The 23,120-nt window shown below is 73.4% G+C and carries 21 protein-coding genes; 4 read left to right on the top strand and 17 right to left on the bottom strand.

What is annotated here, in order from left to right:
- Nucleotides 1-56: 56 nt before the first annotated feature.
- From ACIRD3_RS28800 to deoC, 3 genes are read right to left on the bottom strand one after another with little or no spacing between them, the layout of a single operon-like run.
- Nucleotides 57-962 (bottom strand): aldehyde dehydrogenase family protein, encoded by a 906-nt coding sequence (locus tag ACIRD3_RS28800; protein ID WP_402222386.1) that lies wholly within the window; start codon nucleotides 960-962, stop codon nucleotides 57-59.
- Nucleotides 955-2,451, bottom strand: a complete 1,497-nt coding sequence (locus ACIRD3_RS28795) for an aldehyde dehydrogenase family protein (protein ID WP_402222384.1) — start codon at nucleotides 2,449-2,451, stop codon at nucleotides 955-957. Before ACIRD3_RS28795 ends, ACIRD3_RS28800 begins: the two co-directional genes overlap by 8 nt.
- A 5-nt stretch (nucleotides 2,452-2,456) precedes the next feature.
- Nucleotides 2,457-3,443: a deoxyribose-phosphate aldolase gene (gene deoC / locus ACIRD3_RS28790; protein ID WP_402222381.1), complete on the bottom strand. Its 987-nt coding sequence runs from the start codon at nucleotides 3,441-3,443 to the stop codon at nucleotides 2,457-2,459.
- Between the two features lie 106 nt (nucleotides 3,444-3,549).
- Between deoC and ACIRD3_RS28785 the strand changes: the two genes are divergently transcribed.
- Nucleotides 3,550-4,230 carry a PH domain-containing protein gene (locus tag ACIRD3_RS28785; RefSeq protein WP_402222379.1) on the top strand — a complete coding sequence of 227 codons (681 nt, stop codon included), beginning with the start codon at nucleotides 3,550-3,552 and terminating at the stop codon, nucleotides 4,228-4,230.
- Between the two features lie 92 nt (nucleotides 4,231-4,322).
- Here the strand turns inward: ACIRD3_RS28785 and ACIRD3_RS28780 are convergent, their stop codons facing one another.
- From ACIRD3_RS28780 to ACIRD3_RS28750, 7 genes are all read right to left on the bottom strand, one after another.
- Nucleotides 4,323-4,601, bottom strand: coding sequence for a ribosomal protein L7/L12 (locus ACIRD3_RS28780; RefSeq protein ID WP_402222376.1), 279 nt, complete (start codon nucleotides 4,599-4,601; stop codon nucleotides 4,323-4,325).
- A gap of 88 nt (nucleotides 4,602-4,689) precedes the next feature.
- Nucleotides 4,690-6,414, bottom strand: a complete 1,725-nt coding sequence (locus ACIRD3_RS28775) for a phospho-sugar mutase (RefSeq protein ID WP_402222373.1) — start codon at nucleotides 6,412-6,414, stop codon at nucleotides 4,690-4,692.
- A 161-nt stretch (nucleotides 6,415-6,575) separates the two neighbouring features.
- On the bottom strand, nucleotides 6,576-7,397 hold the full coding sequence (locus ACIRD3_RS28770) for a purine-nucleoside phosphorylase (protein ID WP_363570354.1): 822 nt from the start codon (nucleotides 7,395-7,397) through the stop codon (nucleotides 6,576-6,578).
- Between the two features lie 180 nt (nucleotides 7,398-7,577).
- Nucleotides 7,578-8,675, bottom strand: coding sequence for an NlpC/P60 family protein (locus ACIRD3_RS28765; RefSeq protein ID WP_402222370.1), 1,098 nt, complete (start codon nucleotides 8,673-8,675; stop codon nucleotides 7,578-7,580).
- 18 nt (nucleotides 8,676-8,693) lie between these two features.
- Entirely contained in the window at nucleotides 8,694-9,176 is a 483-nt protein-coding gene (locus ACIRD3_RS28760; protein WP_363570358.1) for a poly-gamma-glutamate biosynthesis protein PgsC/CapC, read from the bottom strand.
- Complete coding sequence (gene pgsB / locus ACIRD3_RS28755) at nucleotides 9,173-10,642, bottom strand: poly-gamma-glutamate synthase PgsB (protein WP_402222367.1); 1,470 nt, start codon at nucleotides 10,640-10,642, stop codon at nucleotides 9,173-9,175. Before pgsB ends, ACIRD3_RS28760 begins: the two co-directional genes overlap by 4 nt.
- A gap of 34 nt (nucleotides 10,643-10,676) precedes the next feature.
- Complete coding sequence (locus ACIRD3_RS28750) at nucleotides 10,677-12,926, bottom strand: HAMP domain-containing protein (RefSeq protein ID WP_402222364.1); 2,250 nt, start codon at nucleotides 12,924-12,926, stop codon at nucleotides 10,677-10,679.
- 226 nt (nucleotides 12,927-13,152) lie between these two features.
- On the opposite strand from ACIRD3_RS28750, the gene ACIRD3_RS28745 reads away from it, so the two are divergent.
- Complete coding sequence (locus ACIRD3_RS28745) at nucleotides 13,153-14,130, top strand: hypothetical protein (RefSeq protein ID WP_402222362.1); 978 nt, start codon at nucleotides 13,153-13,155, stop codon at nucleotides 14,128-14,130.
- A gap of 63 nt (nucleotides 14,131-14,193) precedes the next feature.
- Here ACIRD3_RS28745 and ACIRD3_RS28740 read toward each other — a convergent pair whose 3' ends face one another.
- The gene (locus ACIRD3_RS28740; protein WP_402222358.1) at nucleotides 14,194-14,631 is read right to left on the bottom strand and encodes a gamma-glutamylcyclotransferase; all 438 of its coding nucleotides are present in this window, start codon (nucleotides 14,629-14,631) and stop codon (nucleotides 14,194-14,196) included.
- A gap of 98 nt (nucleotides 14,632-14,729) precedes the next feature.
- Here ACIRD3_RS28740 and ACIRD3_RS28735 point away from each other — a divergent pair, with 98 nt between their 5' ends.
- Complete coding sequence (locus ACIRD3_RS28735; protein WP_402222355.1) at nucleotides 14,730-16,184, top strand: NAD(P)H-quinone dehydrogenase; 1,455 nt, start codon at nucleotides 14,730-14,732, stop codon at nucleotides 16,182-16,184.
- 236 nt (nucleotides 16,185-16,420) lie between these two features.
- Entirely contained in the window at nucleotides 16,421-17,386 is a 966-nt protein-coding gene (locus ACIRD3_RS28730; protein WP_402222566.1) for a DeoR/GlpR family DNA-binding transcription regulator, read from the top strand.
- Nucleotides 17,387-17,488: 102 nt separating this feature from the next.
- Here the strand turns inward: ACIRD3_RS28730 and ACIRD3_RS28725 are convergent, their stop codons facing one another.
- From ACIRD3_RS28725 to ACIRD3_RS28700, 6 genes are all read right to left on the bottom strand, one after another.
- Nucleotides 17,489-19,264, bottom strand: coding sequence for an acetyl/propionyl/methylcrotonyl-CoA carboxylase subunit alpha (locus tag ACIRD3_RS28725; RefSeq protein WP_402222352.1), 1,776 nt, complete (start codon nucleotides 19,262-19,264; stop codon nucleotides 17,489-17,491).
- 236 nt (nucleotides 19,265-19,500) lie between these two features.
- On the bottom strand, nucleotides 19,501-20,253 hold the full coding sequence (locus ACIRD3_RS28720; RefSeq protein WP_402222349.1) for a hypothetical protein: 753 nt from the start codon (nucleotides 20,251-20,253) through the stop codon (nucleotides 19,501-19,503).
- Nucleotides 20,254-20,317: 64 nt separating this feature from the next.
- Nucleotides 20,318-20,920, bottom strand: coding sequence for a nucleoside triphosphate pyrophosphatase (locus ACIRD3_RS28715; protein WP_402222347.1), 603 nt, complete (start codon nucleotides 20,918-20,920; stop codon nucleotides 20,318-20,320).
- 34 nt (nucleotides 20,921-20,954) lie between these two features.
- On the bottom strand, nucleotides 20,955-21,095 hold the full coding sequence (gene mmpB / locus ACIRD3_RS28710) for a morphogenic membrane protein MmpB (RefSeq protein ID WP_402222344.1): 141 nt from the start codon (nucleotides 21,093-21,095) through the stop codon (nucleotides 20,955-20,957).
- Between the two features lie 162 nt (nucleotides 21,096-21,257).
- Nucleotides 21,258-21,479 (bottom strand): acyl-CoA carboxylase subunit epsilon, encoded by a 222-nt coding sequence (locus ACIRD3_RS28705; protein ID WP_402222342.1) that lies wholly within the window; start codon nucleotides 21,477-21,479, stop codon nucleotides 21,258-21,260.
- A gap of 29 nt (nucleotides 21,480-21,508) precedes the next feature.
- Complete coding sequence (locus ACIRD3_RS28700; protein WP_402222339.1) at nucleotides 21,509-23,098, bottom strand: acyl-CoA carboxylase subunit beta; 1,590 nt, start codon at nucleotides 23,096-23,098, stop codon at nucleotides 21,509-21,511.
- Between the last annotated feature and the right edge of the window lie 22 nt (nucleotides 23,099-23,120).

The following is a 23,120-nucleotide window of genomic DNA, read 5'->3' as shown; positions in this document are numbered from 1 at the left end:
GTGAGGGCACTGGGGACGGCCAGTCTGTGGAGTTGTGACGCGGTGGCGACGGAGGGTCAGATACCCATCGGGTGCCAGACCGTCTTCGTCTCCAGGAAGGAGAGTAGCCGGTCCGTACCGGGCGCATTCGTCCAGTCCTGGGCGAACGGGTCCAGCTCCGGACGGACCACTCGCTTGAGGGTATCGGCGGCGGCCGCCTCCAGGGCCTGCGCCGCGCCGGGGCCGTCGGCGGCGATGGCCCCGGTGAGGTCCAGCGCGTTGACGTCCTGGTGCGAGGCCAGGGTGGGGGCGATGTCCGCGGTCCGGCCCGAGATGATGTTGACCACACCGCCCGGGACGTCCGAGGTGGCGAGCACCTCGCCCAGCGACAGCGCGGGCAGCGGGGCGTCCGCGGCGGCCGCGACCACGACCGTGTTGCCGGTGGCGATCGCCGGGGCGATCACCGAGACCAGGCCGAGCAGCGAGTGCCCGTACCCAGCCTGCGGGGCGACGATCCCGACCACGCCGGTCGGCTCCGGGGTCGACAGGTTGAAGTACGGGCCGGCGACGGGGTTGGCACCGCCCGCGATCTGGGCGACCTTGTCGGTCCAGCCCGCGTACCAGACCCAGCGGTCGATCGCGGCGTCCACCAGCGCGGCGGCCTTCTTCGAGCCGATGCCCTCGGAGAGCGCCACCTCGGCGGCGAACTGCTCGCGGCGGCCCTGCAGCATCTCGGCCACCCGGTACAGCACCTGGCCGCGGTTGTACGCGGTGGTGCCGGCCCAGCCCTTGACCGCGGCGCGGGCGGCCACGACGGCGTCGCGGGTGTCCTTGCGGGTGCCCAGCGGGGCGTTGGCGAGCCAGTCGCCCTTCGAGTCGGTCACCTCGTACACCCGCCCGCTCTCGGAGCGCGGGAACTTCCCGCCGACGTACAGCTTGTAGGTCTTGAGGACGTCAAGACGCTGGAAGGTCGTGTCAGACATCTCGGGCCTCGACATTCAGGTAGGGCTCCAGACCGTGGCGGCCACCCTCGCGGCCGTAGCCCGACTCCTTGTAGCCGCCGAACGGCGAGGTCGGGTCGAACTTGTTGAAGGTGTTGGCCCAGACCACGCCGGCCTTGAGCCGGTTCGCCGTCCAGAGGATCCGCGAGCCCTTCTCCGTCCAGATGCCGGCGGAGAGGCCGAACGGGGTGTTGTTGGCCTTCGCGACCGCCTCGTCGGGGGTGCGGAAGGTCAGCACGGAGAGCACCGGGCCGAAGATCTCCTCCTGGGCGATCCGGTGGGCCTGGCTGACGCCGGTGAAGATGGTCGGCTTGAACCAGAAGCCGCTGCCCGGGAGTTCGCACTCCGGGGACCAGCGGTCCGCGCCCTCGGCCTCGCCGGCGTCGGTCAGCTCGGTGATCCGGGCCAGCTGGGCGGCCGAGTTGATGGCACCGATGTCGGTGTTCTTGTCCAGCGGGTCGCCGACCCGCAGGGTGGACATCCGGCGCTTCAGGGCGTCCAGCAGCTCGTCCTGGATCGACTCCTGGACCAGCAGGCGGGAGCCCGCGCAGCAGACGTGGCCCTGGTTGAAGAAGATGCCGTTGACGATGCCCTCGACGGCCTGGTCGATCGGCGCGTCGTCGAAGACGATGTTGGCGGCCTTGCCGCCCAGCTCCAGCGACAGCTTCTTGCGGCTGCCGGCCAGCTGCTTGGCGATCGCCCGGCCGACCGGCGTGGAGCCGGTGAAGGCGACCTTGTTGACGTCCGGGTGCGCGGTCAGCGCGGCGCCGGTGCGGCCGTCACCGGTGACGATGTTGACGACGCCCTTGGGCAGACCGGCCTGGCGGCAGATCTCGGCGAAGCGCAGCGCGGTCAGCGGGGTGGTCTCGGCCGGCTTCAGGACGACCGTGTTGCCGGTCGCCAGCGCGGGCGCGATCTTCCACGCCAGCATCATCAGCGGGAAGTTCCACGGGATGACCTGGCCGGCCACGCCCAGCGGCTTCGGGTTCGGGCCGAAGCCCGCGTAGTCCAGCTTGTCCGCCCAGCCCGCGTAGTAGAAGAACCACGCGGCGACGGTCGGGATGTCGAAGTCGCGGGTCTCGCGGATCGGCTTGCCGTTGTCGATCGACTCCAGCACGGCCAGCTCGCGGCCGCGCTCCTGGATGATCCGGGCGATCCGGAACAGGTACTTGGCGCGCTCGCTGCCCGGCAGCGCCGACCAGTCGCCGAAGGCCTTGCGGGCGGCGGCGACGGCGCGGTCCACGTCCTCGTCGGTGCCCTGGGCGAACTCGGCGAGCACCTGCTCGGTGGCCGGGTTGACCGTCTTCAGGGCCTCGCTGCCGGAGGAGTCGACGAACTCGCCGCCGATGAAGTGGCCGTAGGAGCTGGCGATGTCGCCCGCGGCGGCGGGGGACTCGGGGGCCGGCGCGTACGTGAAGAGGCCTCCGGCCGGCTTGGCCGCGGGCTCCTCGATGTTCTTCTTCTTGGCCATGGTGATCAGTCCACCGTCACGTAGTCGGGGCCGGAGTAGCGGCCGGTGGCGAGCTTCTGGCGCTGCATCAGCAGGTCGTTGAGCAGGCTGGAGGCACCGAAGCGGAACCAGTGCGGGGTCAGCCAGTCGTCGCCGAGGGTCTCGTTGACCATCACCAGGTACTTCATGGCGTCCTTGGTGGTCTTGATGCCACCGGCGGGCTTCACGCCCACCTGGACGCCGGTGGCCGCGCGGAAGTCGCGGACCGCCTCCAGCATCAGCAGGGTGACCGGCGGGGTCGCGTTGACGGCGACCTTGCCGGTGGAGGTCTTGATGAAGTCGGCGCCGGCCAGCATCGCCAGCCAGGAGACCCGGCGGACGTTGTCGTAGGTCTGCAGCTCGCCGGTCTCGAAGATCACCTTGAGGTGGGCGTAGCTGCCGTCGGGGCGCTTGCACGCCTCCTTGACGGCGACGATCTCGTTGTAGACGTCGAAGTAGCGGCCGGAGAGGAAGGCGCCGCGGTCGATCACCATGTCGATCTCGTCGGCACCCGCGGCCACCGCGTCGGCGGTGTCGGCGAGCTTGACCGGGAGGGCGGCGCGGCCGGCCGGGAAGGCGGTGGCCACCGAGGCGACCTGGATGTCGGTGCCCTTCAGGGCGTCCTTCGCGGTGGCGACCATGTCCGGGTAGACACAGATGGCGGCGACGCGCGGGGTGGTCGGGTCGGTCGGGTCGGGGGTCCTGCCCTTGGCGCACAGCGCGCGCACCTTGCCGACCGTGTCCGCGCCCTCCAGCGTGGTCAGGTCGATCATCGAGATGGCCAGGTCGATGGCGTACGCCTTCGCCGTGGTCTTGATGGAGCGGGTACCGAGGGTGGCGGCACGCGCCTCCAGGCCGACCTGGTCGACGCCGGGCAGGCCGTGCAGGAAGCGGCGGAGCGAGGCCTCGGACGCCGCAACGTCCTGAAGGCCGCTGCCCGCAACGCCGGGGGCATTGGCTGCAACAGTGGACATAGTCACCAGACCAGCATATCTACGCGCGTAGCCGTCCGCCAGGGTGCCAACTTTTCGTGGCCGGACCGAGACCTCGGGGTGAGGGGCATGGGGCAGAATCGACGCCATGACCGATTCCGACGGCAAGCCCCACCAGGGCCCGGCCGCCCCCGACGGGGAGCCCGCGTACGCGGACCGCGTGTACCGCTCCGTCCCCGGCGTGATCTCCGGCGTGTTCCTGCTGGCCGTCGCCGCCTGGCTGATCGGCGACGCGGCGGTGACCGGCACCGGGAAGACCCCGTACGTCGCCCTCGCCGCGCTGCCGGTGTTCGCGTTCCCGGTGATCGCCTACACGCTCCGCCCGGTGGTGCGGGCCTCCAGCAGCCGACTGGTCGTGCGCAACCCGTGGCGGACCATCACCGCGCCCTGGGCCTCGGTGGACGCGCTGCGCGCCGGGTACTCGGTCGAGCTGCTCGCGGGCGGCAAGAAGTACCAGGTCTGGGCGGTGCCGGTGTCGCTGCGCCAGCGCAAGCGGGCCACCCGGGCGCAGAGCCGCGGCAACGCCGAGCACGCCTCCCGGACCGGACTCGGGCTGGGCCTGGCCGCGCGCACCAACCCGGTGGTCCAGGGCTCGCCGGACCCCACCCGCGCGTGGTCCGACCAGGTGACCGACGTGCTGCAGGAGATGGCCGAGCGCAACGCCCACCGCCCCGAGGCGGCCGGCCCGGTCGAGGTGCGCTGGTGCTGGTGGGTGATCGCCCCCGCGCTGGCCGGCCTGGTCGCACTGATCGCGGTCATCGCCGCCTGAGCCGGACCCCGTACGAGGAGGCCCGCCGGTCACGTACCGGCGGGCCTCCTCGTGACGGCGAACCGGACGCGTGGCCGTGCCGCGCCGGCGGGTCAGTGCTTCAACTGGGCGGCCAGGGCGTCGACCGCCTTCTTCGCCTCGGCCAGGCCGGCCCCCGTCCGCTCGCGGTAGGCCTTGATCGCGCTGATCTGCTTGCCGCGCCGTACGTGGTCGACCACCTCGGGCATCGTGCGGGGGTCGCGGGACGGTACGGCCGGCGGCAGGCCCTCGGGGCGGGGGTAGGGGATGCCGAAGTGGCCGATGATGGCGTCGAGTTTGGCCTCGATCGCCGCGAGTCGCTGCTCCGTGCTCACCTTGTCGAACATGTCCATGGGCCGAGAGCCTATGCCAGGCGGCCGGCCCGGACGCGGCGCGAGCGCCCCCGGACGGGAGGCGCTCGCGCGGGCGGCGGACGGTCCGTCAGCCGTCGATGCCGGCGGCCGCGGCCAGGTCCCGCTTGATGGTGTCGAGCAGGGCGGTGGCGCGCTCGCGGGTCGGGGCGAGGTCCGCGGCGGAGGTGACCGGGAGGACGACCTCCAGGTAGCACTTGAGCTTGGGCTCGGTACCGGAGGGGCGGACCACGATCCGGGCCGAGCGGACGCCCTCGCCGGACAGGTAGTAGCGCAGGCCGTCGGTGGGCGGCAGGTCGGCGGAGCCGGCCGCGAGGTCGTCGGCGCGGGTGACGGACAGGCCGGCCAGGACGGTCGGCGGCTGCTCGCGCAGGCGGGCCATGGCGTCGGCGATCAGCGACAGGTCCTGGACCCGGACCGAGAGCTGGTCGGTGGCGTGCAGGCCGTGCTCCAGCGCCAGGTCGTCCAGCAGGTCGGACAGGGTGCGGCCGGACTGCTTGAGGGTGGCCGCGAGCTCGGCGACCAGCAGGGCGGCGGTGATGCCGTCCTTGTCCCGGACGCCCTGCGGGTCGACGCAGTAGCCGAGCGCCTCCTCGTAGCCGTAGCGCAGGCCCTCGGCGCGGGAGATCCACTTGAAGCCGGTCAGCGTCTCCTCGTAGCCCAGGCCGGCGGCCTCGGCGATCCGGCCGAGCAGGGTGGCGGAGACGATGGTGGTGGCGAAGGTGCCCTCGGCCTTCTTCGCGACCAGGGCGGAGCCCAGCAGCGCGCCGACCTCGTCGCCGCGGAGCATCCGCCAGCCGACCGCGCCGTCGCCGCTGCCGGCCGCGTTGCCGTTGGTGGGGACGGCCACCGCGCAGCGGTCGGCGTCCGGGTCGTTGGCGATCACGATGTCCGGGCCGACCGAGGCGGCGGTGCGGAAGGCGAGGTCCATCGCCCCCGGCTCCTCCGGGTTGGGGAAGACCACGGTCGGGAAGTCCGGGTCGGGCTCGGCCTGCTCGGCGACCACGGTGGGCGCCGGGAAGCCGGCCCGGCGGAAGGCGGCGACGAGCGTGTCGCGGCCGACGCCGTGCATCGGGGTGTAGACGACGTCCAGCTCGCGCGGGCTGCGCGGGTCCACGATGGACACGGCGCGGGACAGGTAGGCGTCGACGACGTCCTCGCCGAGCACCTCCCAGCCGTCCTCGGCGCGCGGGACCTCGTCCAGCGAGCCGATGGCGTCGATCTCGGCGGCGATCCCGGCGTCGGCGGGCGGGACGATCTGCGAGCCGTCGCCCAGGTAGACCTTGTAGCCGTTGTCCTGCGGCGGGTTGTGGCTGGCGGTGACGGTGACGCCGGCGGCCGCGCCCAGGTGGCGGATGGCGAAGGCGAGCACCGGGGTGGGCAGCGGGCGGGGCAGCAGCGCGGCGCGCAGGCCGGCGCCGACCACCACGGCGGCGGTGTCCCGGGCGAAGTCGTACGACTTGTGGCGGGCGTCGTAGCCGATGACGACCAGGTCGCCGAGGCCCTGCTTCTTGACGTACGCGACCAGGCCGGCGGCGGCCCGGATCACCACGGAGCGGTTCATCCGCATCGGGCCGGCGCCGATCTCGCCGCGCAGGCCGGCGGTGCCGAACTGGAGGCGGTCGGCGAAGCGCTCGGCGAGCTCGGCCCAGGCGAGCTTGCTGTCCGACTCGGCCTGCGGGCCCTCGGCCCGGGCCAGCAGGGCGGTGAGCTCCTCACGGGTCTGCGGGTCGGGGTCCTCGGCCAGCCAGGTCCGGGCCCGGGCGAGGAGGTCGGTGGTGGGTGCCTGCGTCATGGTGCCTGCTCCATCGGAAGGTGCGTCGGTGCGTCGGCCGGAGGGTTCCGCGCGAGGGGTGAAGAGGTGTGCACACGCGGACGGGGCCCGCGGGCGGGTGTGATCAGCGGATCACGACCGCCTGCGGGCCCCGTCACTCATGATTCTGCGCCTGGGGGGCGTCAGATCCGCTCAAGGACCTTCGCCAGCAGCTCGCCCATGCGCTCGGCGGAGGCCTTGCCGGCCTCCAGCACCTCTTCGTGGTTGAGCGGCTCGCCGGTCATGCCGGCGGCCAGGTTGGTGACCAGGGAGATGCCGAGCACCTCGGAGCCGGCCTCGCGGGCGGCGATGGCCTCCAGGGTGGTGGACATGCCGACCAGCTCGCCGCCGATCACCCGGGCCATGTTGACCTCGGCCGGGGTCTCGTAGTGCGGGCCGCGGAACTGCACGTAGACGGCCTCGTCCAGGGACGGGTCGACCTCGCGGCAGAGCGCGCGCAGGCGCTTGGAGTACAGGTCGGTGAGGTCGACGAAGTTGGCGCCGACGATCGGGGAGTCCGCGGTCAGGTTGATGTGGTCGCTGATCAGCACCGGCTGGCCGGGGGTCCAGCCCTGGCGCAGGCCGCCACAGCCGTTGGTCAGCACGATGATGCCGCAGCCGGCCGCGGCGGCGGTGCGCACGCCGTGGACGACGGTGGCCACGCCGTGGCCCTCGTAGTAGTGGTTGCGGCCGAGGAAGATCAGGGCGCGCTTGTCGCCGATCTTCACCGAGCGGATCTTGCCGGCGTGGCCGGCGACGGCGGGGGCGGGGAAGCCGGGCAGGTCGGTGACCGGGAACTCGGCCACGGTCTCACCCAGGGCGTCGGCGGCCGGCACCCAGCCGGAGCCCATCACCAGGGCGACGTCGTGCCGCTCGGCACCGGTCAGCTCGCGCAGGCGCTCGGCGGCGGCCTGGGCGGCGGCGTAGGGGTCGGTGGAGACGACCGACTGAGGAGAAGCGTTCACGGGTCCGAGGATAGACGGGAATCGACTACGCGCGTAGAAAATTCGCCCGCGGCATGCCGGATCGTTACCCGGTTGACCCGAAAGCACAGCTCCGTGCCGCTTTTCGGGTGACCCTGCTTGTCGCTTTCCACACAGACGGGGTTCCACACCTCCGGGGCGCGGAGGGGTCGTGGGCGCGGCTCAGAGCCGCTTCGCGCTGCGCAGTCCCTTCGCGTACATGCCGTTGTCGTCGAGCCGGGCCGTGCCGCCCTTGTCCCCGAAGGTCGGGCCGTCCGCCTCCTCCCGGCTGGAGATGTACCGGGGGTGGCCGTCGGTGTCCAGTCCCAGGTAGATGCCGGTGTGGTCGAGCCGGGCGCCGGTGCGGGCGTCGATCTCGAAGAACACCAGGTCACCGGGTTGCAGCGGGTCGATCGAGGCCGGGCGCAGGGTGGTGTCCGAGCCGGTGGCGGTGGTCAGCGGGATCACCGGGACGCCCGGGCCGACCCGGGCCAGGCCGTTGGCGGTGCGGGGCAGCCCGTTCCCGGGCGCGTCCTTGGACAGCAGCGGGTAGCCGGAGCGGTAGCCGTACACCATCCGGACGAAGCCCGAGCAGTCGAAGGCGCCGTAGCGGGTCCTGTCGGGCTGCCGGGTCACCTTGTCGGCGAAGGTGTACGGAACGCCGAGGTAGTCGAAGAAGTCGGTCTGCTCCAGCCGCAGGTCGTTGCCGACCGAACCGTTGGGGTTGAGCGGGCCGAAGGAGGCGTCGCCCTTGAAGCGCACGCCCTTGGCGTCCTTCTCGGCGGGTGCCCCGGCCACGTACTGGGTGGCCGCGGCCAGCACGTCGTCGGCGGTGGAGCCGAGCGACTGCTGGAACCAGGCACGGAACCAGCCCTCCTGCTCGGCGCCCGGCTTCCAGGGCTGCGGCATCAGCCGGACCCAGCTGTCGGTCACCACGGTGGCGGTGGTGGTGCCCGGCTCGGCGAAGGTGCGGCTCGGGCCGGCCAGGACGGCGGTGCGGGCGTTGTCGGTCAGCGTGGCGACCACGCCGCCGCGGGCGTCCCGGACCACCGTGCGGTCCGGCCCGGCCAGCCGCTCGTAGCGGTACCGGTCGGGCGCGGCGGCCCGGGCGGTGCCGGCGTCCCCGGCGGAGGACGGTGCGGCGGCGGTGACCAGCGGCGCGCCGCTGCCGGCCGAGGGCTGCCGGTCGCGGTCCCGCAGCTGGACGGTGAGGTAGCCGCTGGCGGCCAGCAGGGTCACGGCGAGGCCGCCGCTGAGCAGGGACTTGCGGGTGACGGGCATGGGGGCTTCCGGTGGGGATCAGGTGCCGGGCAGGGCGCCGAGCAGGACGCCGGCGGTGAGGACGACGTAGTTGGCGAGCGTCACCGTGCTGGTGGCCATCAGGGTGGCCGCCCGGGGCTGGCGGACCAGCTGGTAGGCGATCAGGCCGGGCACGATGAAGCCGAGTGTCTGGTTGGCGTACAGGGTGGGCAGTTCGCGCTGCAGGACCAGCATCACGGTGGCCTGCAGCAGCACGCCGATCAGCACCACGGCGGCGAACAGCCGCTTGCCGTACAGGATCACCAGCTTCTGGACGACCCGGATGGCGAGGAAGGTCAGCACCGTCACGCCGATCACGATGGCCACCCGCTGGAGCGACTCGACCAGGGTGAGGGCCAGCCAGCCGGGGGTGATCATGCCGCCGGGGGAGAGGTTGGTGGTCAGGTAGCAGACCAGCGAGAAGACCAGGCCGAGCGCGATGCCGATGGCGGCGATCTCGGGGGTGAGCTCGGTGGGGATCACGGCTGGTCTCCGTAGGGGGCGGTGGTGCGGTGGTGGGGGTCGTACCAGGAGTCGGGGACCGGTTCGGGGCGGTGTACCGGCTCCGCGTACGGGGCCTGCGGCGGGTACGGCTCGGGTTCGGCGTACGCGGCCCGGTGCGGGTACGGCTCGGGTTCGGCGTACGCGGCCCGGTGCGGGTACGGCTCGGGCTCCGCGTCGTACGGGGGCCAGGGGTGGTCCGGCTCCGGGTAGAGCGGTTCGGGCTCGTGGTACGCGTACTCGGGCGCCGGCGGCCCGTCCGGGGCCTCGTCGGGTTCGAGCCGGGCGAGCTCCTCCAGGAACAGCTCGCCCTGGCCGTGGATGTTGCCGACGGCCACCAGCGAGGAGTCCGGCCCGAGTTCGGCCAGCAGCTCGGCGGTGAGCCGCTCCGGGTCGCGCTTGTCGCCGCCGAGGTCGACCACCCGGCCCGACCAGCCGGCCGGGATGCCGTCGCGGGCGCTCTTGGTGGGGTGGCCGATCAGGAAGACCGTGTCCGGGTCGAGGTCCGGGACGATCTGGCCCATCTGGCCGTTGCGTTCGACCCGGTCCGGGCGGCAGTTGATCACCACGTTGAGCGGGCGGTGGATCGCGCCGAGGCCCTCCAGCTGGCGGACGTTCATCAGGGTGGACTCGGGGTCGTTGGCGGCGAAGACGTTGGCGAAGCGCAGCCGCTTGCCGTCCGCGGTGCGGTAGCGCTCGACCGAGAGCACGCCCGGGTCCGGCGGGGCCGCCCACATGCCCTGCAGCGCGGTCTGCCGTTCCACGCCGAGGAGTTCGGCGACGGCGAGGGCGATCGCCACGTTCTCCTTGAAGGTGAACCAGCTGAACCCGCGCAGCTCCTCGTCGGTGACCGTCTCCGGGTCCACCACGATTAGCCGGCAGTCCCGCTTGGCCGCCTCCTCGCGCAGGATGTCCGCGCGCTCCCGCTCGGCGGTGACGCACACCCCGCCGACCGGCATCGAGCGCGACAGCGAGCGGGCGACGTCGTCCAGGGTCGGGCCCATCTCGGCCAGGTGGTCCTCGCGGACGTTGCACAGCACGCCGATGGTGGAGCGGATCAGCTTGGTCTGGTTGACCTCCTGGAGCGCCGGCATGACGGCCATGCACTCGATCACCAGGGCGTCCGGCCGGTAGGTGGCGGCGCGGCGGACGATGCCGATCTGCTCCACCACGTTGGCGATGCCGAACTTGCGGTAGACCGGCTCCTCGGTGGCGTCCGGGTGGATGAACCGGGCCGCGGTGCCGGTGGTCTTGGCGACCGTCACCAGCCCGCCGCCGCGCAGCGCGCCCGCGCACAGCCGGGTGATCGAGCTCTTGCCGCGGATGCCGTTCACCAGGACCCGGGTCGGGATCTGCTCCAGCGCGGCGAAGTGCCGGCGCTGCTCGACGATGCCGGCCACCAGCAGCACGGTGCAGCACACCAGCAGCACGACGTAGAGGAAGAGCACGGGAGGTCCTTCGGGCGGGGCTCGGCGGGCGGGCTCAGTGGGCGGAGGCGGGTGCGGACGCGGTGGTACCGGCGGGGGCCCGGCGGACGGCGCGCTCGGCGAGTTCGGCGCGCACCAGTTCCTGCCGGATCAGCTCCAGGCTGCGGGCGACGGCGCCGACCTCGTCGTGGTGGACGGGGTAGAGCACCGTGCGGCGGTCCCCGGCGGCCAGCGCCTCGGCGCTCGCGGCGAGCCGGCGCAGCGGCAGGCCGACGGCGATGTACAGCCAGCCGAGGCAGAGCGCGGCGGCGGCCAGGCCGAGCATGCCGGCCAGGACCGCGCGCCGGTCGGCCCGGTTCTGGTCGAGGTGCAGCCAGGCCACCGGGTGGGCGGTGACCACCGACCAGCCGAGCTTGGCGACGCCCCCGTTGCCGCCGAGCGGGGCGGCGGCGAGCAGGGCCGGGTCGCCGCCGTCGCGGACCACGTCGGCGGTGGCGGCCTTCTTGGCGTCGTCGAGGAGCTTGCGGGCCCGGCCGTCCGGCAGGTCCCCGAAGGAGCTGTAGCCCTCGTTGGCGGCCAGCACCCGCTGCCGGTCGTCGACCAGCCAGACCCGGCCGAGGCCGGGGCGGACCAGCAGGCCGCTGAGGAAGTCGGTCTTGAACTCGCCGACCAGGACCGGCCCCTTGGGCTCGGGCGAGCCCGCCTGCCCGGCATCGGCCGGTGCGTCGGTGAGGGCCGCGCGGGCGGCGATCCTGGGTTCCTTGCCGGAGCTGTTGAGCAGCAGGACGCCGCTCTCGCCGAGGGCCTCCGGGCCGGTGCGGTGCGGGGGCTCGCCGGCGTGGGCGAGCACCGCGCCGTCGGCGCCGAGGACGTACAGCGAGCGGTAGCGGTCGTGCTCGGCGAGGGTGTCGCGCAGCAGGTTCCCGGCCTTGCCGACGGAGGCCTCGGCGAGCGAGGGGGCGAGCGAACGCAGGTCCGCGTAGCCCTCGTTGAGCGCCTGGCGGATCCGGTCGGCGGCGGTGTCGGTGCGGTCCCGCTGGCCGGCCACGACCTGGCCGGGCACCCGGACGGTCGGGTCGTTGCCGCCGAGGAGGAGCAGCGGGCCGGACCAGCCGAGCACCAGGACGGCGCAGAGCGCGAGCGGGAGGGCGGTGCCGGGACGGCGCCCGTGGGCGGGAGCGGCGGCCGGGGGGCGGGCCGGGTCGAGGAGCTGGCGGCGCAGCTCCTCCAGGGCGCGGGCGATCCGTCCGGTCTCGCCGCGCTTCGGGCCCTTCACCGGCCGCTCCAGCCGGTCGCCGCGGGTGAGCCGGCGGGACTCCAGGAACAGCCCCAGCAGCGGGCGCTGCAGGCTGCGGACCAGGTACCAGGCGAGCAGCAGGGCCAGCACCAGCAGGGCGCCGGCGGCGGCCAGGCCGAGCAGGGGGTGGCGCAGGTCGCCGGGCTTGCCGTCGACGGTGCTGGTGGAGACCACGGTGAGGCCGAGCGGGGTGGCCTGGTCGTGGCCGCCGGCGGTGGCGACGGCGGCCCAGCCGGCGACCCGGCGCAGGCCCTTGTCGTCCGGGCCGCCGGCCAGGCTGCCGGAGGCCGTCGCACCGGGGACCGGGTGCTGCCGGACGGCGCGCTCGCGGGCGGTGGCGACCACCCGGCGGTCGCCCTCGGCGGTGAGCGGGGCGCCGGTGGTGTCCAGGACGGCGCCGGTGGCGTCGAGGACCTGAATGGTCTGTTCCTTGCGGGTGGCGATCCCGGGCAGCCGCAGGTTGTCGGAGGCGACCAGCAGGGCGCGGCCCTCGCCCTTGGTGGCGACCAGCGCGAAGGTGAGCAGCCGGGTGCCGGCGGTGGAGGGCACCAGGACGGGAGCGGGCGCGGTGTCGGTGACCTTGGTGAGGTCCAGACCGGCCAGCGGGACGGTCTCGCCGCGGGCGGCCAGCAGCCGGCCGGTGTCGGGGCGGACCACGACCGTGCCGCGCCACTTGTGGTACGCCTGGCCGAGCGCGGTCAGCACGGCGGCGGGATCGGCGGGCGCGCTCTCGTAGCGGGCGGCGGCCCGGGCCAGGTCGGTGGCGCTCTCGTGCAGTCCGGCGCGCAGCGAGGCGGCGGTGTCCTCGGCGGCGTACTGGTGGGACTCGCGGACGGCCTGCGGGGTGTCGTCGACGCGCAGCCCCCCGACGGCCAGGGCGGTGATCGCGGCGACCGCCAGCAGCAGGACCAGCAGCAGGACGATCGGCGGGCGGATCCCCCCGAGCAGCGGCATGTCGGCCCGGCGGCGGTAGCGGTGCTGCCGCGGCGGGTTGGGTGCCGTGCTCACGAGGGGCCTCGTTCTCCTCCGGGCTCGCCGCGCCGGCTCCGGGAGGGCGGCGGCCGGCCTTCCCGGTCAAGCGATGATCAAGAATTGGTCAAGCCGAACCAGCGTACGAAGCGGTTCGCCGAAAGCTGTCACATATCGGTTGCGATCCGATGGCGCTTGGGTCTCGATCCCTTCGAACCCGGCGTGGATCATGGCCGGGACGCCCGGCACGGTAGGTTCGACCGCCATGGAGACTCGGGGTTCGCGACGCAGGCTGCTGCCGCTGGCCGTGCTGCTGGTGCTGGCGGCGCTGGCCGGGGTGCTCACCCTGGCGGTGCGCGGCGGGCAGGACCGGCCGCGGGCCGTCCCGGTGCCCTCCGGCCCGGCCCCGGTGGACCTGGCGGCCCGGGTGGACGCGTACACCGCGGACTTCTCGCCGTCCGACCCGTACACCGCGCCGGACGCGGCCCAGCGCCGGGCGGTGGCCGACGGCGTGCTCGGCGCGCTGGACGGGCAGTCCGAGCCGGCGGGCCGGGAGCTGGCCCGGGCCGGCTACCGGCTGACCGAGTTCACCGAGGCCGCCACCGGCCGCCGGGTGGCCGAGATCGCCGAGACGGGCGGGGACGCCGGGGCCGGGGGGGACGGCGGCCGCGGCTGGGGCCGGATCTACCTGGACCTGTCGACGCGGCCGTACTGGTCCGTCCAGGTGCCGCACCCGGTGTCGGACGCCCGTACCGAGGCGCTCGGCGTGGAGCTGTTCCGGGCCGCGCCGGGCGGCGTGCTGGTGCTCGCCGGGGCGCACCGCCGGGCCGGGGCGGACGGCTCCTCGGACGTCGCGCACCGGTCCGACACCGTCTTCGCCGCCGTGGTCGAGGCGCTCACCGGGCGCGGGCTGCCCGGCATCCAGGTGCACGGCTTCGACGAGGGCAGCCTGCCGGGGCAGGACGCGGTGGTCTCCAGCGGCGCCGGGCAGGCCGGCCCGGCCGCCGAGCTCACCGCCGCCGGGCTGGGCCGGGCCGGGTACGCGGTCTGCCGGGCCTGGCGGGAGAAGTGCGGGCAGCTGGAGGGCACCACGAACGTCGAGGGCCGCTTCGCGGCCGGCGTCGGGGTGCCGTGGCTGCACGTCGAGCTGGGCAACGGGCTGCGCACCGAGCCGGCCCGGCGCGCGGTGGTGGCCGGGGTGCTGGCGGAGACCGCGCGCGGCTGGAGCGTCAGGCAGCCCTGAGGCGCCGGCCGGCGGGGGCGACGGGCGGCGGGGACGACGTCGGCGGGGACGACGGGGTGACGGTCAGCAGGGACGGCGTCGCAGGTCCATGACGTAGTCGTCCGGGGCGCCGGCACTCTCCGCGGCGTCGGCGATCAGGCCGAGGTAGCGGGCCGCGGGCAGGCCGCCCTCGTAGTCGTTGAGCACGTACGTCCAGACCGGGATGGAGCCGTCCAGGGTCTGCGCCCGCAGCTTGATCTTGCGGTAGATGCCGAGCTGGACGCCCTCCCAGCGGTCTAGGCCGTCCTCGTCCATCGGCGAGACGTCGTACAGCGAGACGAAGACCTGGTCCTTCTCGTCCTCGACGACGGTGGCCAGCGAGCCCTCCCAGCCGAGCTGCTCGCCGCCGAAGGTGAGCCGCCAGCCGTCCAGCCACCCCGTGCCGCGCAGCGGGGAGTGCGGGGCTCGGCGGGTCATCTGCCGGGCATCGAGGTTGGTGGCATACGCGGCGTAAAGGGGCATGGGTGCCAGCGTAGCCCGGGCGGCGGGCGGACCGGGGCGACCGGGCGATCCCGCGGAGGCCCGACCCCGGCGTGGCGGCGCTCTCGGCGTGCGGGACAATGGGGAGCGTGACTCGGATCGTGATCATCGGTGGCGGACCCGGCGGCTACGAGGCGGCTCTCGTCGCCGCACAGCTCGGCGCGGAGGTGACCGTCGTCGACCGCGACGGTCTGGGCGGATCGGCGGTGCTCACGGACTGCGTTCCGTCGAAGACCCTGATCGCGACCGCGGAGGTGATGACCACCTTCGACAGCTCGTACGAGGAACTCGGCATCATCGTCGCCGACGACACGCCCCCGAACGAGCAGGCCGCCAAGGTCGTCGGCGTGGACCTGGGCAAGGTCAACCGCCGTGTGAAGCGCCTGGCGATCGCTCAGTCCCACGACATCACCCAGTCCGTCACCCGCGCCGGGGTCACCGTGCTGCGCGGCCGCGGCCGGCTCGGCACCGGCGGGCAGGCCGTGGACGGCTCCCGCGAGGTCCTGGTGGACGCGCCCGACGGCACCGTGCAGTCGCTGCGCGCCGACGCGGTGCTGATCGCCACCGGCGCCCACCCGCGCGAGCTGCCGGACGCCCAGCCGGACGGCGAGCGGATCCTGACCTGGACCCAGGTGTACGACCTGGAGGAGCTGCCCCGCGAGCTGATCGTGGTCGGTTCCGGTGTGACCGGCGCCGAGTTCGCCGGCGCCTACCAGGCGCTCGGCTCCAAGGTCACCCTGGTCTCCAGCCGCGACCGGGTGCTCCCGGGCGAGGACCCGGACGCCGCCGAGGTGCTGGAGGACGTCTTCCGCCGCCGCGGCATGAACGTGATGGGCCGTTCGCGCGCGGAGAGCGTCAAGCGGATCGGCGACCGGGTCGAGGTGACCCTGGCCGACGGCAAGGTCATCGAGGGCTCGCACTGCCTGATGGCGGTCGGCTCGATCCCCAACACCTCCGAGATGGGCCTGGAGGAGGCCGGGGTCAAGCTCAACGACTGGGGCCAGATCCAGGTCGACCGGGTCTCCCGGACCACCGCCCCCGGCGTCTACGCGGCCGGCGACTGCACCGGCGTCTTCATGCTCGCCTCGGTGGCGGCCATGCAGGGCCGGATCGCCATGTACCACGCGCTCGGCGACGCGGTGCAGCCGCTGAACCTCAAGACCGTGGCCTCCAACGTCTTCACCGACCCGGAGATCGCCACCGTCGGCTACACCGCGGCCGACGTGCAGTGCGGCAAGATGGACGCCGTCGTGGTCAAGCTCCCGCTGCGCGGCAACCCGCGGGCGAAGATGCAGGGCATCCGGGACGGCTTCGTGAAGCTGTTCTGCCGCCCGGGCACCGGCATCGTGGTGGGCGGCGTGGTCGTCGCCCCGCGCGCCAGCGAGCTGATCCACCCGATCTCGCTCGCGGTGGACGCCAATCTGACGGTCGAACAGGTGGCCAGCGCCTTCACCGTCTACCCGTCCGTCTCCGGCTCGACCGCCGAGGCCGCCCGGCAGCTGCACATCCGCAAGCGGGCCGACGGCGAATCCTGAGCTCAAGGAGCGGAGTTGAGGGCGGCCGCCGATCGGTGGCCGCCCTTCGCGCAGGGGTGATCGTCACCCGGACGGCGGGCGCAGTCCCGGGTTGTTGACGGCGCGTATTGTACGGTCACGCGCCGCTCGTGCGTGAGCAATTCCCGCTACCAGCTGCAAACGCCTGAAAGCAGACGGTCACGCAGGTTACCGTCGGTTCTGTGTTTGCTGCAGAACGTCGCCAGTTGATCCTCGAAATGGTGCGCGCCAACGGAGCCGTCTCGCTCCGGGAGTTGGCCCGCGTCGTCCAGACCTCCGAAGTGACCGTGCGCCGTGACGTGCGGGCGCTGGAGGCAGAAGGGCTCCTCGACCGCCGGCACGGCGGCGCGGTGCTCCCCGGCGGCTTCAGCCGCGAACCCGGCTACCCACAGAAGACCCACCTGTCCGCGGCGGAGAAGAGCGCCATCGCGGACCTCGCCGCCGGCCTGGTGGAGGAGGGCGACGCGGTGGTGGTCGGCGCCGGCACCACCACCCAGGAGCTGGCCCGCCGGCTCGCCCGGGTGCCCGGGCTGACGGTGGTCACCAACTCGCTGCTGGTCGCCCAGGCACTGGCGCACGCCAACCGGGTCGAGGTGGTGATGACCGGCGGGACGCTGCGCGGCTCCAACTACGCCCTGGTGGGCAGTGGCGCCGAGCAGTCGCTGCAGGGGCTGCGGGTCACCAAGGCCTTCATCTCCGGCAGCGGGTTGACCGCCGAACGCGGCCTGTCGACCGCGAACATGCTGTCCGCGAGCGTGGACCGGGCACTGGTGCAGTCGGCCGCCGAGGTCATCGTCCTCGCCGACCACACCAAGCTCGGCACGGACAGCATGTTCCCGACCGTCGCCACCGAGACGATCACCCGCCTGGTCACCGACGAGCAGGCCACCGCGGACGACGCCACCGCCCGCGAACTGGACGCGCTCGCCGACTGCGGGGTGCAGATCGACCTGGCGCCGATCGGGGCCGCCCCCAGCGGGGACGCCCCGGTGCACGGCACCGGCAGCGGGCCGGTCCACCAGACCCAGCCGGGCCCGCTGGCCCGCCGCAGCGCCCCGCCCCCCGGCGGCGCCCCGCTGCCCGGCCAGCGCCGCCCCGGCGCCCACGGCGGCCCGGGCGGGCCGGTCGGCCACGGCGGGATGCCGGTCCGGCTGGCCGAGCTGGGCCTCCCGCGCGGACGCTGAGCGGAGAGGCTCCCGGGACCCGCTGGAAACACGACCGGTCCGCACACCCCGAAGGGCGTACGGACCGGTCGACGGATTGACGACCCTCGACGAGGGCGGGGATCAGTCCTTGATCTCGCAGAGCGCGGCGCCGCTGCTGACGCTCGCGCCCACCTCGGCCTTGAGGCCGACGACGGTGCCCGCCTTGTGGGCGTTCAGCGGCTGCTCCATCTTCATCGCCTCCAGGACCACGATCAGCTCGCCCTCGGCGACGACCTGGCCCTCCTCGACGGCGACCTTGACGATGGTGCCCTGCATCGGCGAGGCCAGGGTGTCACCGCTGACGGCCGAACCGGCCTTCTTGGCGCCCGCCCGGCGCTTGGCCTTGGCGGCACCCGCGGCACCGGCCGCCGGGGCCGACGCGACGCCCAGCGAGGACGGCAGCGAGACCTCGATCCGCTTCCCGCCGACCTCGACCACGACGGTCTCGCGGCCCTCGGCCTCCTCGCCGTCACCGGCCGCGCCGGCGAACGGCGGGATGGTGTTGTCGAAGTCGGTCTCGATCCACCGGGTGTAGACCTTGAACGGCTCGTCGCTGCCGTGCACCTCGGGCGCGAACGCCGGGTCGGTGACGACCGCCTGGTGGAACGGGATGGCGGTGGCCATGCCCTCCACCTTGAACTCGCCGAGCGCGCGGCGGGCCCGCTCCAGGGCCTGCTTGCGGTCGCGGCCGCTGACGATCAGCTTGGCCAGCAGGGAGTCCCAGGCCGGGCCGATGACCGAGCCGGTCTCCACACCGGAGTCCAGGCGCACGCCCGGGCCGGACGGCGGGGCGAACAGCGTCACGGTGCCGGGCGCGGGCAGGAAGTTGCGGCCCGGGTCCTCGCCGTTGATGCGGAACTCGAAGGAGTGACCGCGCACCTCGGGGTCGTCGTAGCCGAGCTCCTCGCCGTCGGCGATCCGGAACATCTCGCGGACCAGGTCGAGGCCGGTGACCTCCTCGGTGACCGGGTGCTCCACCTGCAGACGGGTGTTGACCTCCAGGAAGGAGATCGTGCCGTCCTGCGCCACCAGGAACTCGCAGGTCCCGGCGCCCTGGTAGCCGGCCTCCTTCAGGATGGCCTTGGACGCCCGGTACAGCTCGGCGTTCTGCTCGGGGGTCAGGAACGGCGCGGGCGCCTCCTCGACCAGCTTCTGGTGCCGGCGCTGCAGCGAGCAGTCACGGGTGGAGACGACCACCACGTTGCCGTGCTTGTCGGCGAGGCACTGGGTCTCCACGTGCCGCGGGTTGTCCAGGTACCGCTCGACGAAGCACTCGCCGCGACCGAAGGCGGCGACCGCCTCGCGCACCGCGGACTCGTACAGCTCCGGGATCTCCTCCAGGGTGCGGGCGACCTTGAGGCCGCGGCCGCCGCCGCCGAAGGCCGCCTTGATGGCGACCGGCAGGCCGTGCTCCCGGGCGAAGGCGACGACCTCGTCGGCGCCCGAGACCGGGTCCGGCGTACCGGCGACCAGCGGGGCACCGGCGCGCTGCGCCACGTGCCGGGCGGTGACCTTGTCACCGAGGTCGCGGATGGCCTGCGGCGGCGGGCCGATCCAGATCAGACCCGCGTCGAGGACGGCCTGGGCGAAGTCGGCGTTCTCCGACAGGAACCCGTAGCCGGGGTGGACGGCGTCCGCGCCGGAGTCGGCGGCCGCCTTGAGGACCTTGGAGATGTCCAGGTAGCTGGTAGCGGGGGTGTCACCGCCCAGCGCGTAAGCCTCGTCGGCCACGCGGACGTGCAGCGCATCCCGGTCCGGCTCGGCGTAGACGGCGACGCTGGCGATACCGGCGTCCGAGCAGGCCCGGGCGACGCGGACGGCGATTTCCCCGCGGTTGGCGATGAGCACCTTGCGCACTGTGGCTCCCTTCTTGAACCTCGTCGAGTTTATGGATTCCTGGGCAGTACCGGCGAGTAGCCCCCGGTTGTGAACTATCCCACACGCTCGGTGATGGGATCACGGGCCCCGCTACCGGCCGGTACGAAGACTTCGCAGGTCGCGAGCGGTGGGGTCACCGCGGTGGGGGCCACGGCGGGTGACGGGGCGACGGCGTGGCGGGACGGTGGCATGGGCCACACTCTCGCGCGGACCGCTCAAGCGGCACCGGAGCGGGCGCCGGGCCGCTGCACGGCCTCGGCCGTCACGTCGGCCGCGAGCTCCACCACGTCCGGCCCGTACGCCTTGGGGTTGACGACCCGGAGGACGAGGGCGAAGGTGCCGGTCTCGCCGTACCGCCGGGCGAGCCGACGGTGGTTTGCGACCAGGTAACGCACGGCGGCGTGGTTGGAGACCGCGGTCTGCCCGGCCACCAGGAAGGCGGGCCGGCCGTCGGGCGAAGGGTGCAGCCGGGCGAGCAGGGCGAAGGCCTGGCCGCCGGAGGGCGCGGAACCGGGCTCGTACCGGTACTCCTCGCCGCCCACTGCGAGCGACAGCTCCGGGGCGTTACCGCCCACGTCCTTGAAGGTCACCCCGGGCAGCCAGGAGGCCAGGTGTGCCGCCGTCCGGTCGTTGCTGGACGGGCCGCCGAGGCAGAACTCGGCCTTGTGACCCAGCCCCTGGCGGACGTCCTCGTGGCCGACGAGGTCGGCGTGCGCCCCGCACTCCTTGACCAGCGAGGCCAGCTCCATGAGTGCGAACACGTCGTTGCGCGAGACGCTCTTGCCGCTGGCCGAGGCGGTGTGCCGGTTCACCACCAGCAGGCACTCGCCCCCGGGCGGCATTCCGAAGAACGCGCGGATCCGCTCCAGCCGTCGTCTCCGCCGCAGGTTCTGCGCGAGCCAGCCCAGCCCGGCGCTGATGGCGCTGGCCACCAGTCCGAGCACCACGTTGAGCACGCTGTCGGTCATCGCCGCGTTCCCTCCCCGTTCGGACGGCGGTCAGCTTAGAGGCCCGACGGCCGGATGCGGCAGGTCAGTTGGTCCACAGATCGACGATCCGGACGTCCAGGTCGGCGAGCAGGCGGCGCAGCAGCGGCAGGGAGAGGCCGATGACGTTGCCCGGGTCGCCGTCGATGCCCTCGATGAACGGTGCCGAGCGGCCGTCCAGGGTGAACGCCCCGGCCACGTACAGCGGTTCGCCGGAGGCGACGTACGCGGCGACCTCGTCGTCGTCCGGAGTGCCGAAGCGGACGGTGGTGGAGGCGGTGGCCGAGGACTGCCGGCCCGTCACCGTGTCGATCACGCAGTGGCCGGTGCGCAGCACCCCGGCGCGGCCGCGCATGGACTGCCAGCGGGCCACCGCCTCGGCGGCGTCGGCGGGCTTGCCGAGGGCCTGGCCGTCCAGCTCCAGGACGGAGTCGCAGCCGATCACCAGCTCGCCGCCGGTGAGTTCGGCGGCGACGGCCTTCGCCTTGGCCTCGGCCAGCACGAGCGCGAGCTCGGCGGGGGAGGCGGCGCTGATCGCCTCCTCGTCGACGCCGCTGACCACCACGCGCGGGTCGAGACCCGCCTGGCGCAGCAGCCCGAGGCGGGCGGGGGAGGCGGAGGCGAGGACGAGGGCGCGTCGGTCGGTCATGCCCACCAGACTAGGGCGTCGCGGTGTCCGCCGTTCAGGTGAAGTACCGCGAGACCATCATCAGGACGGAGCCCACCACGACCAGGGCGAAGAGCACCCGGCCGGCCCGCTGCATCCGCTCCTGCATCCGACGGGCCTCGGGCGAGGGCTCGTCGCGGGGGTCTGACCAGAGCACCCGTCCAGAGTGCGCCGCGCCGGGGCCGGGCGCCTGAGTATCCGTACTCAGGTTTCGGGCGTTCCCGGCGAGTTCCCCGCCCGAGCCGCGCCTGGAGGCGAGGGGGCGAGTGGCGGAGCAGGAAGTCGGACGGGCCGACTTCCTGCTCCTCCTACGGTCGGCTCAGTGCGCCCAGCCCGAGGTCCGCCAGGCGTTGCGGCCGGGGTGGAGGGCGGGGCGGAGCCGGCGCGAGCGGTCGTTCCAGGGGGAGGCCGGGCCGGCGCCGGCCTGACGCGCCGCCTCGGCGGCGGCCTGCGCGGCGGCGGCCCGGGCCTGGACCACCGCCAGAACGGTGGCCAGCTCCTCGGGGGTCGGCTGCCCGTGCAGCACGTGGATCGGGGACATGGCTGGTTCTCTCCCGACAGGGATGGGGCCTACAGGGGGATGTTGCCGTGCTTCTTCGGCGGGAGCACCTCGCGCTTGCCGCGCAGCGCCCGCAGGCCCCGGACGATGTGCCGGCGCGTCTCGCTCGGCGCGATGACGGCGTCCACGTAGCCGCGCTCGGCCGCCAGGTACGGGTTCAGCAGGGTGTCCTCGTACGAGGCGATCAGCTCGGCCCGCTTCGCCTCGGCGTTCCCGGCCGCCTCGGCCTCGGCGATCTCCCGGCGGTGCAGGATGTTGACCGCGCCCTGCGCGCCCATGACGGCGATCTGGGCGGTCGGCCAGGCCAGGTTGAGGTCGGCGCCCAGGTGCTTGGAGCCCATGACGTCGTACGCGCCGCCGAAGGCCTTGCGGGTGATCACGGTGATCAGCGGGACGGTGGCCTCGGCGTAGGCGTAGATCAGCTTGGCGCCGCGGCGGATGATGCCGTCCCACTCCTGCTCGGTGCCGGGCAGGAAGCCGGGCACGTCCACGAAGGTCAGCACCGGGATGTTGAACGAGTCGCAGGTGCGGATGAAGCGGGCGGCCTTCTCGCTGGCGTTGATGTCCAGGCAGCCGGCCAGGTCCATCGGCTGGTTGCCGACGATGCCCACCGACTGGCCCTCGACCCGGCCGAAGCCGGTGATGATGTTGCCCGCGTACAGCGGCTGGGTCTCCAGGAACTCGCCGTCGTCGACGATGTGCTCGATGACCTTGCGCATGTCGTACGGCTGGTTCGCCGAGTCCGGCACGATCACGTCGAGTTCGAGGTCCTCGTCGGTGAGCGTGAGGTCGGCCTGCTCCGGGTAGGACGGCGGGTCGCTCAGGTTGTTGGAGGGCAGGTACGAGAGCAGGTTCTTGACGTACTCGACCGCCTCCTTCTCGTCCGAGGCCAGGTAGTGCGCGTTTCCGGACTTGGTGTTGTGGGTGCGGGCGCCGCCCAGCTCCTCCATGCCGACGTCCTCACCGGTGACGGTCTTGATGACGTCCGGGCCGGTGATGAACATGTGCGAGGTCTGGTCGGCCATCACCACGAAGTCGGTGATCGCGGGGGAGTACACCGCGCCGCCCGCGCAGGGGCCCATGATCAGCGAGATCTGCGGGATGACGCCCGAGGCGTGCACGTTGCGGCGGAAGATCTCGCCGTACAGGCCGAGCGAGACCACGCCCTCCTGGATCCGGGCGCCGCCGGAGTCGTTGATGCCGATGACCGGGCAGCCGGTCTTCAGTGCGAAGTCCATCACCTTGACGATCTTCTCGCCGAAGACCTCGCCGAGGGAGCCGCCGAAGACGGTGAAGTCCTGGGCGAAGACCGCGACCTGGCGGCCGTCGACGGTGCCGTAGCCGGTCACCACGCCGTCGCCGTAGGGGCGGTTCCTCTCCTGGCCGAAGTTGGTCGAGCGGTGCCGGGCGAACTCGTCGAACTCCACGAAGGAGTCCTCGTCCAGCAGTTCCACGACGCGCTCGCGGGCGGTCAGCTTGCCCTTGGCGTGCTGCTTCTCGACGGCCTTGGCGGAGCCGGAGTGCACCGCCTCGTCCAGCCTGCGCCGCAGGTCGGCGAGCTTGCCGGCGGTCGTGTGGGGGTCGTACGGCGCCTCGGTCATCCGGTGGCTCTCCCTGATCCAT

Source organism: Kitasatospora sp. NPDC093550, assembly GCF_044764985.1.
Lineage (GTDB): Bacteria > Actinomycetota > Actinomycetes > Streptomycetales > Streptomycetaceae > Kitasatospora.
The sequence above is the reverse complement of the archived record's forward strand: the minus strand, read 5'-3'. Positions and strand labels throughout refer to the sequence as shown.

Excerpts from the sequence above, each read along its gene's own strand:
- ACIRD3_RS28720 (WP_402222349.1), bottom strand. The coding sequence starts at position 20,253 with ATGACCGACAGCGTGCTCAACGTGGTGCTCGGACTGGTGGCCAGCGCC.
- ACIRD3_RS28785 (WP_402222379.1), top strand. The coding sequence starts at position 3,550 with ATGACCGATTCCGACGGCAAGCCCCACCAGGGCCCGGCCGCCCCCGAC.
- ACIRD3_RS28800 (WP_402222386.1), bottom strand. The coding sequence starts at position 962 with ATGTCTGACACGACCTTCCAGCGTCTTGACGTCCTCAAGACCTACAAG.
- ACIRD3_RS28730 (WP_402222566.1), top strand. The coding sequence starts at position 16,421 with ATGGTGCGCGCCAACGGAGCCGTCTCGCTCCGGGAGTTGGCCCGCGTC.
- ACIRD3_RS28745 (WP_402222362.1), top strand. The coding sequence starts at position 13,153 with ATGGAGACTCGGGGTTCGCGACGCAGGCTGCTGCCGCTGGCCGTGCTG.
- ACIRD3_RS28735 (WP_402222355.1), top strand. The coding sequence starts at position 14,730 with ATGGGGAGCGTGACTCGGATCGTGATCATCGGTGGCGGACCCGGCGGC.
- ACIRD3_RS28765 (WP_402222370.1), bottom strand. The coding sequence starts at position 8,675 with ATGCCCGTCACCCGCAAGTCCCTGCTCAGCGGCGGCCTCGCCGTGACC.
- ACIRD3_RS28775 (WP_402222373.1), bottom strand. The coding sequence starts at position 6,414 with ATGACGCAGGCACCCACCACCGACCTCCTCGCCCGGGCCCGGACCTGG.
- ACIRD3_RS28715 (WP_402222347.1), bottom strand. The coding sequence starts at position 20,920 with ATGACCGACCGACGCGCCCTCGTCCTCGCCTCCGCCTCCCCCGCCCGC.
- ACIRD3_RS28700 (WP_402222339.1), bottom strand. The coding sequence starts at position 23,098 with ATGACCGAGGCGCCGTACGACCCCCACACGACCGCCGGCAAGCTCGCC.
- ACIRD3_RS28705 (WP_402222342.1), bottom strand. The coding sequence starts at position 21,479 with ATGTCCCCGATCCACGTGCTGCACGGGCAGCCGACCCCCGAGGAGCTG.
- deoC (WP_402222381.1), bottom strand. The coding sequence starts at position 3,443 with ATGTCCACTGTTGCAGCCAATGCCCCCGGCGTTGCGGGCAGCGGCCTT.
- ACIRD3_RS28780 (WP_402222376.1), bottom strand. The coding sequence starts at position 4,601 with ATGGACATGTTCGACAAGGTGAGCACGGAGCAGCGACTCGCGGCGATC.
- ACIRD3_RS28740 (WP_402222358.1), bottom strand. The coding sequence starts at position 14,631 with ATGCCCCTTTACGCCGCGTATGCCACCAACCTCGATGCCCGGCAGATG.
- ACIRD3_RS28795 (WP_402222384.1), bottom strand. The coding sequence starts at position 2,451 with ATGGCCAAGAAGAAGAACATCGAGGAGCCCGCGGCCAAGCCGGCCGGA.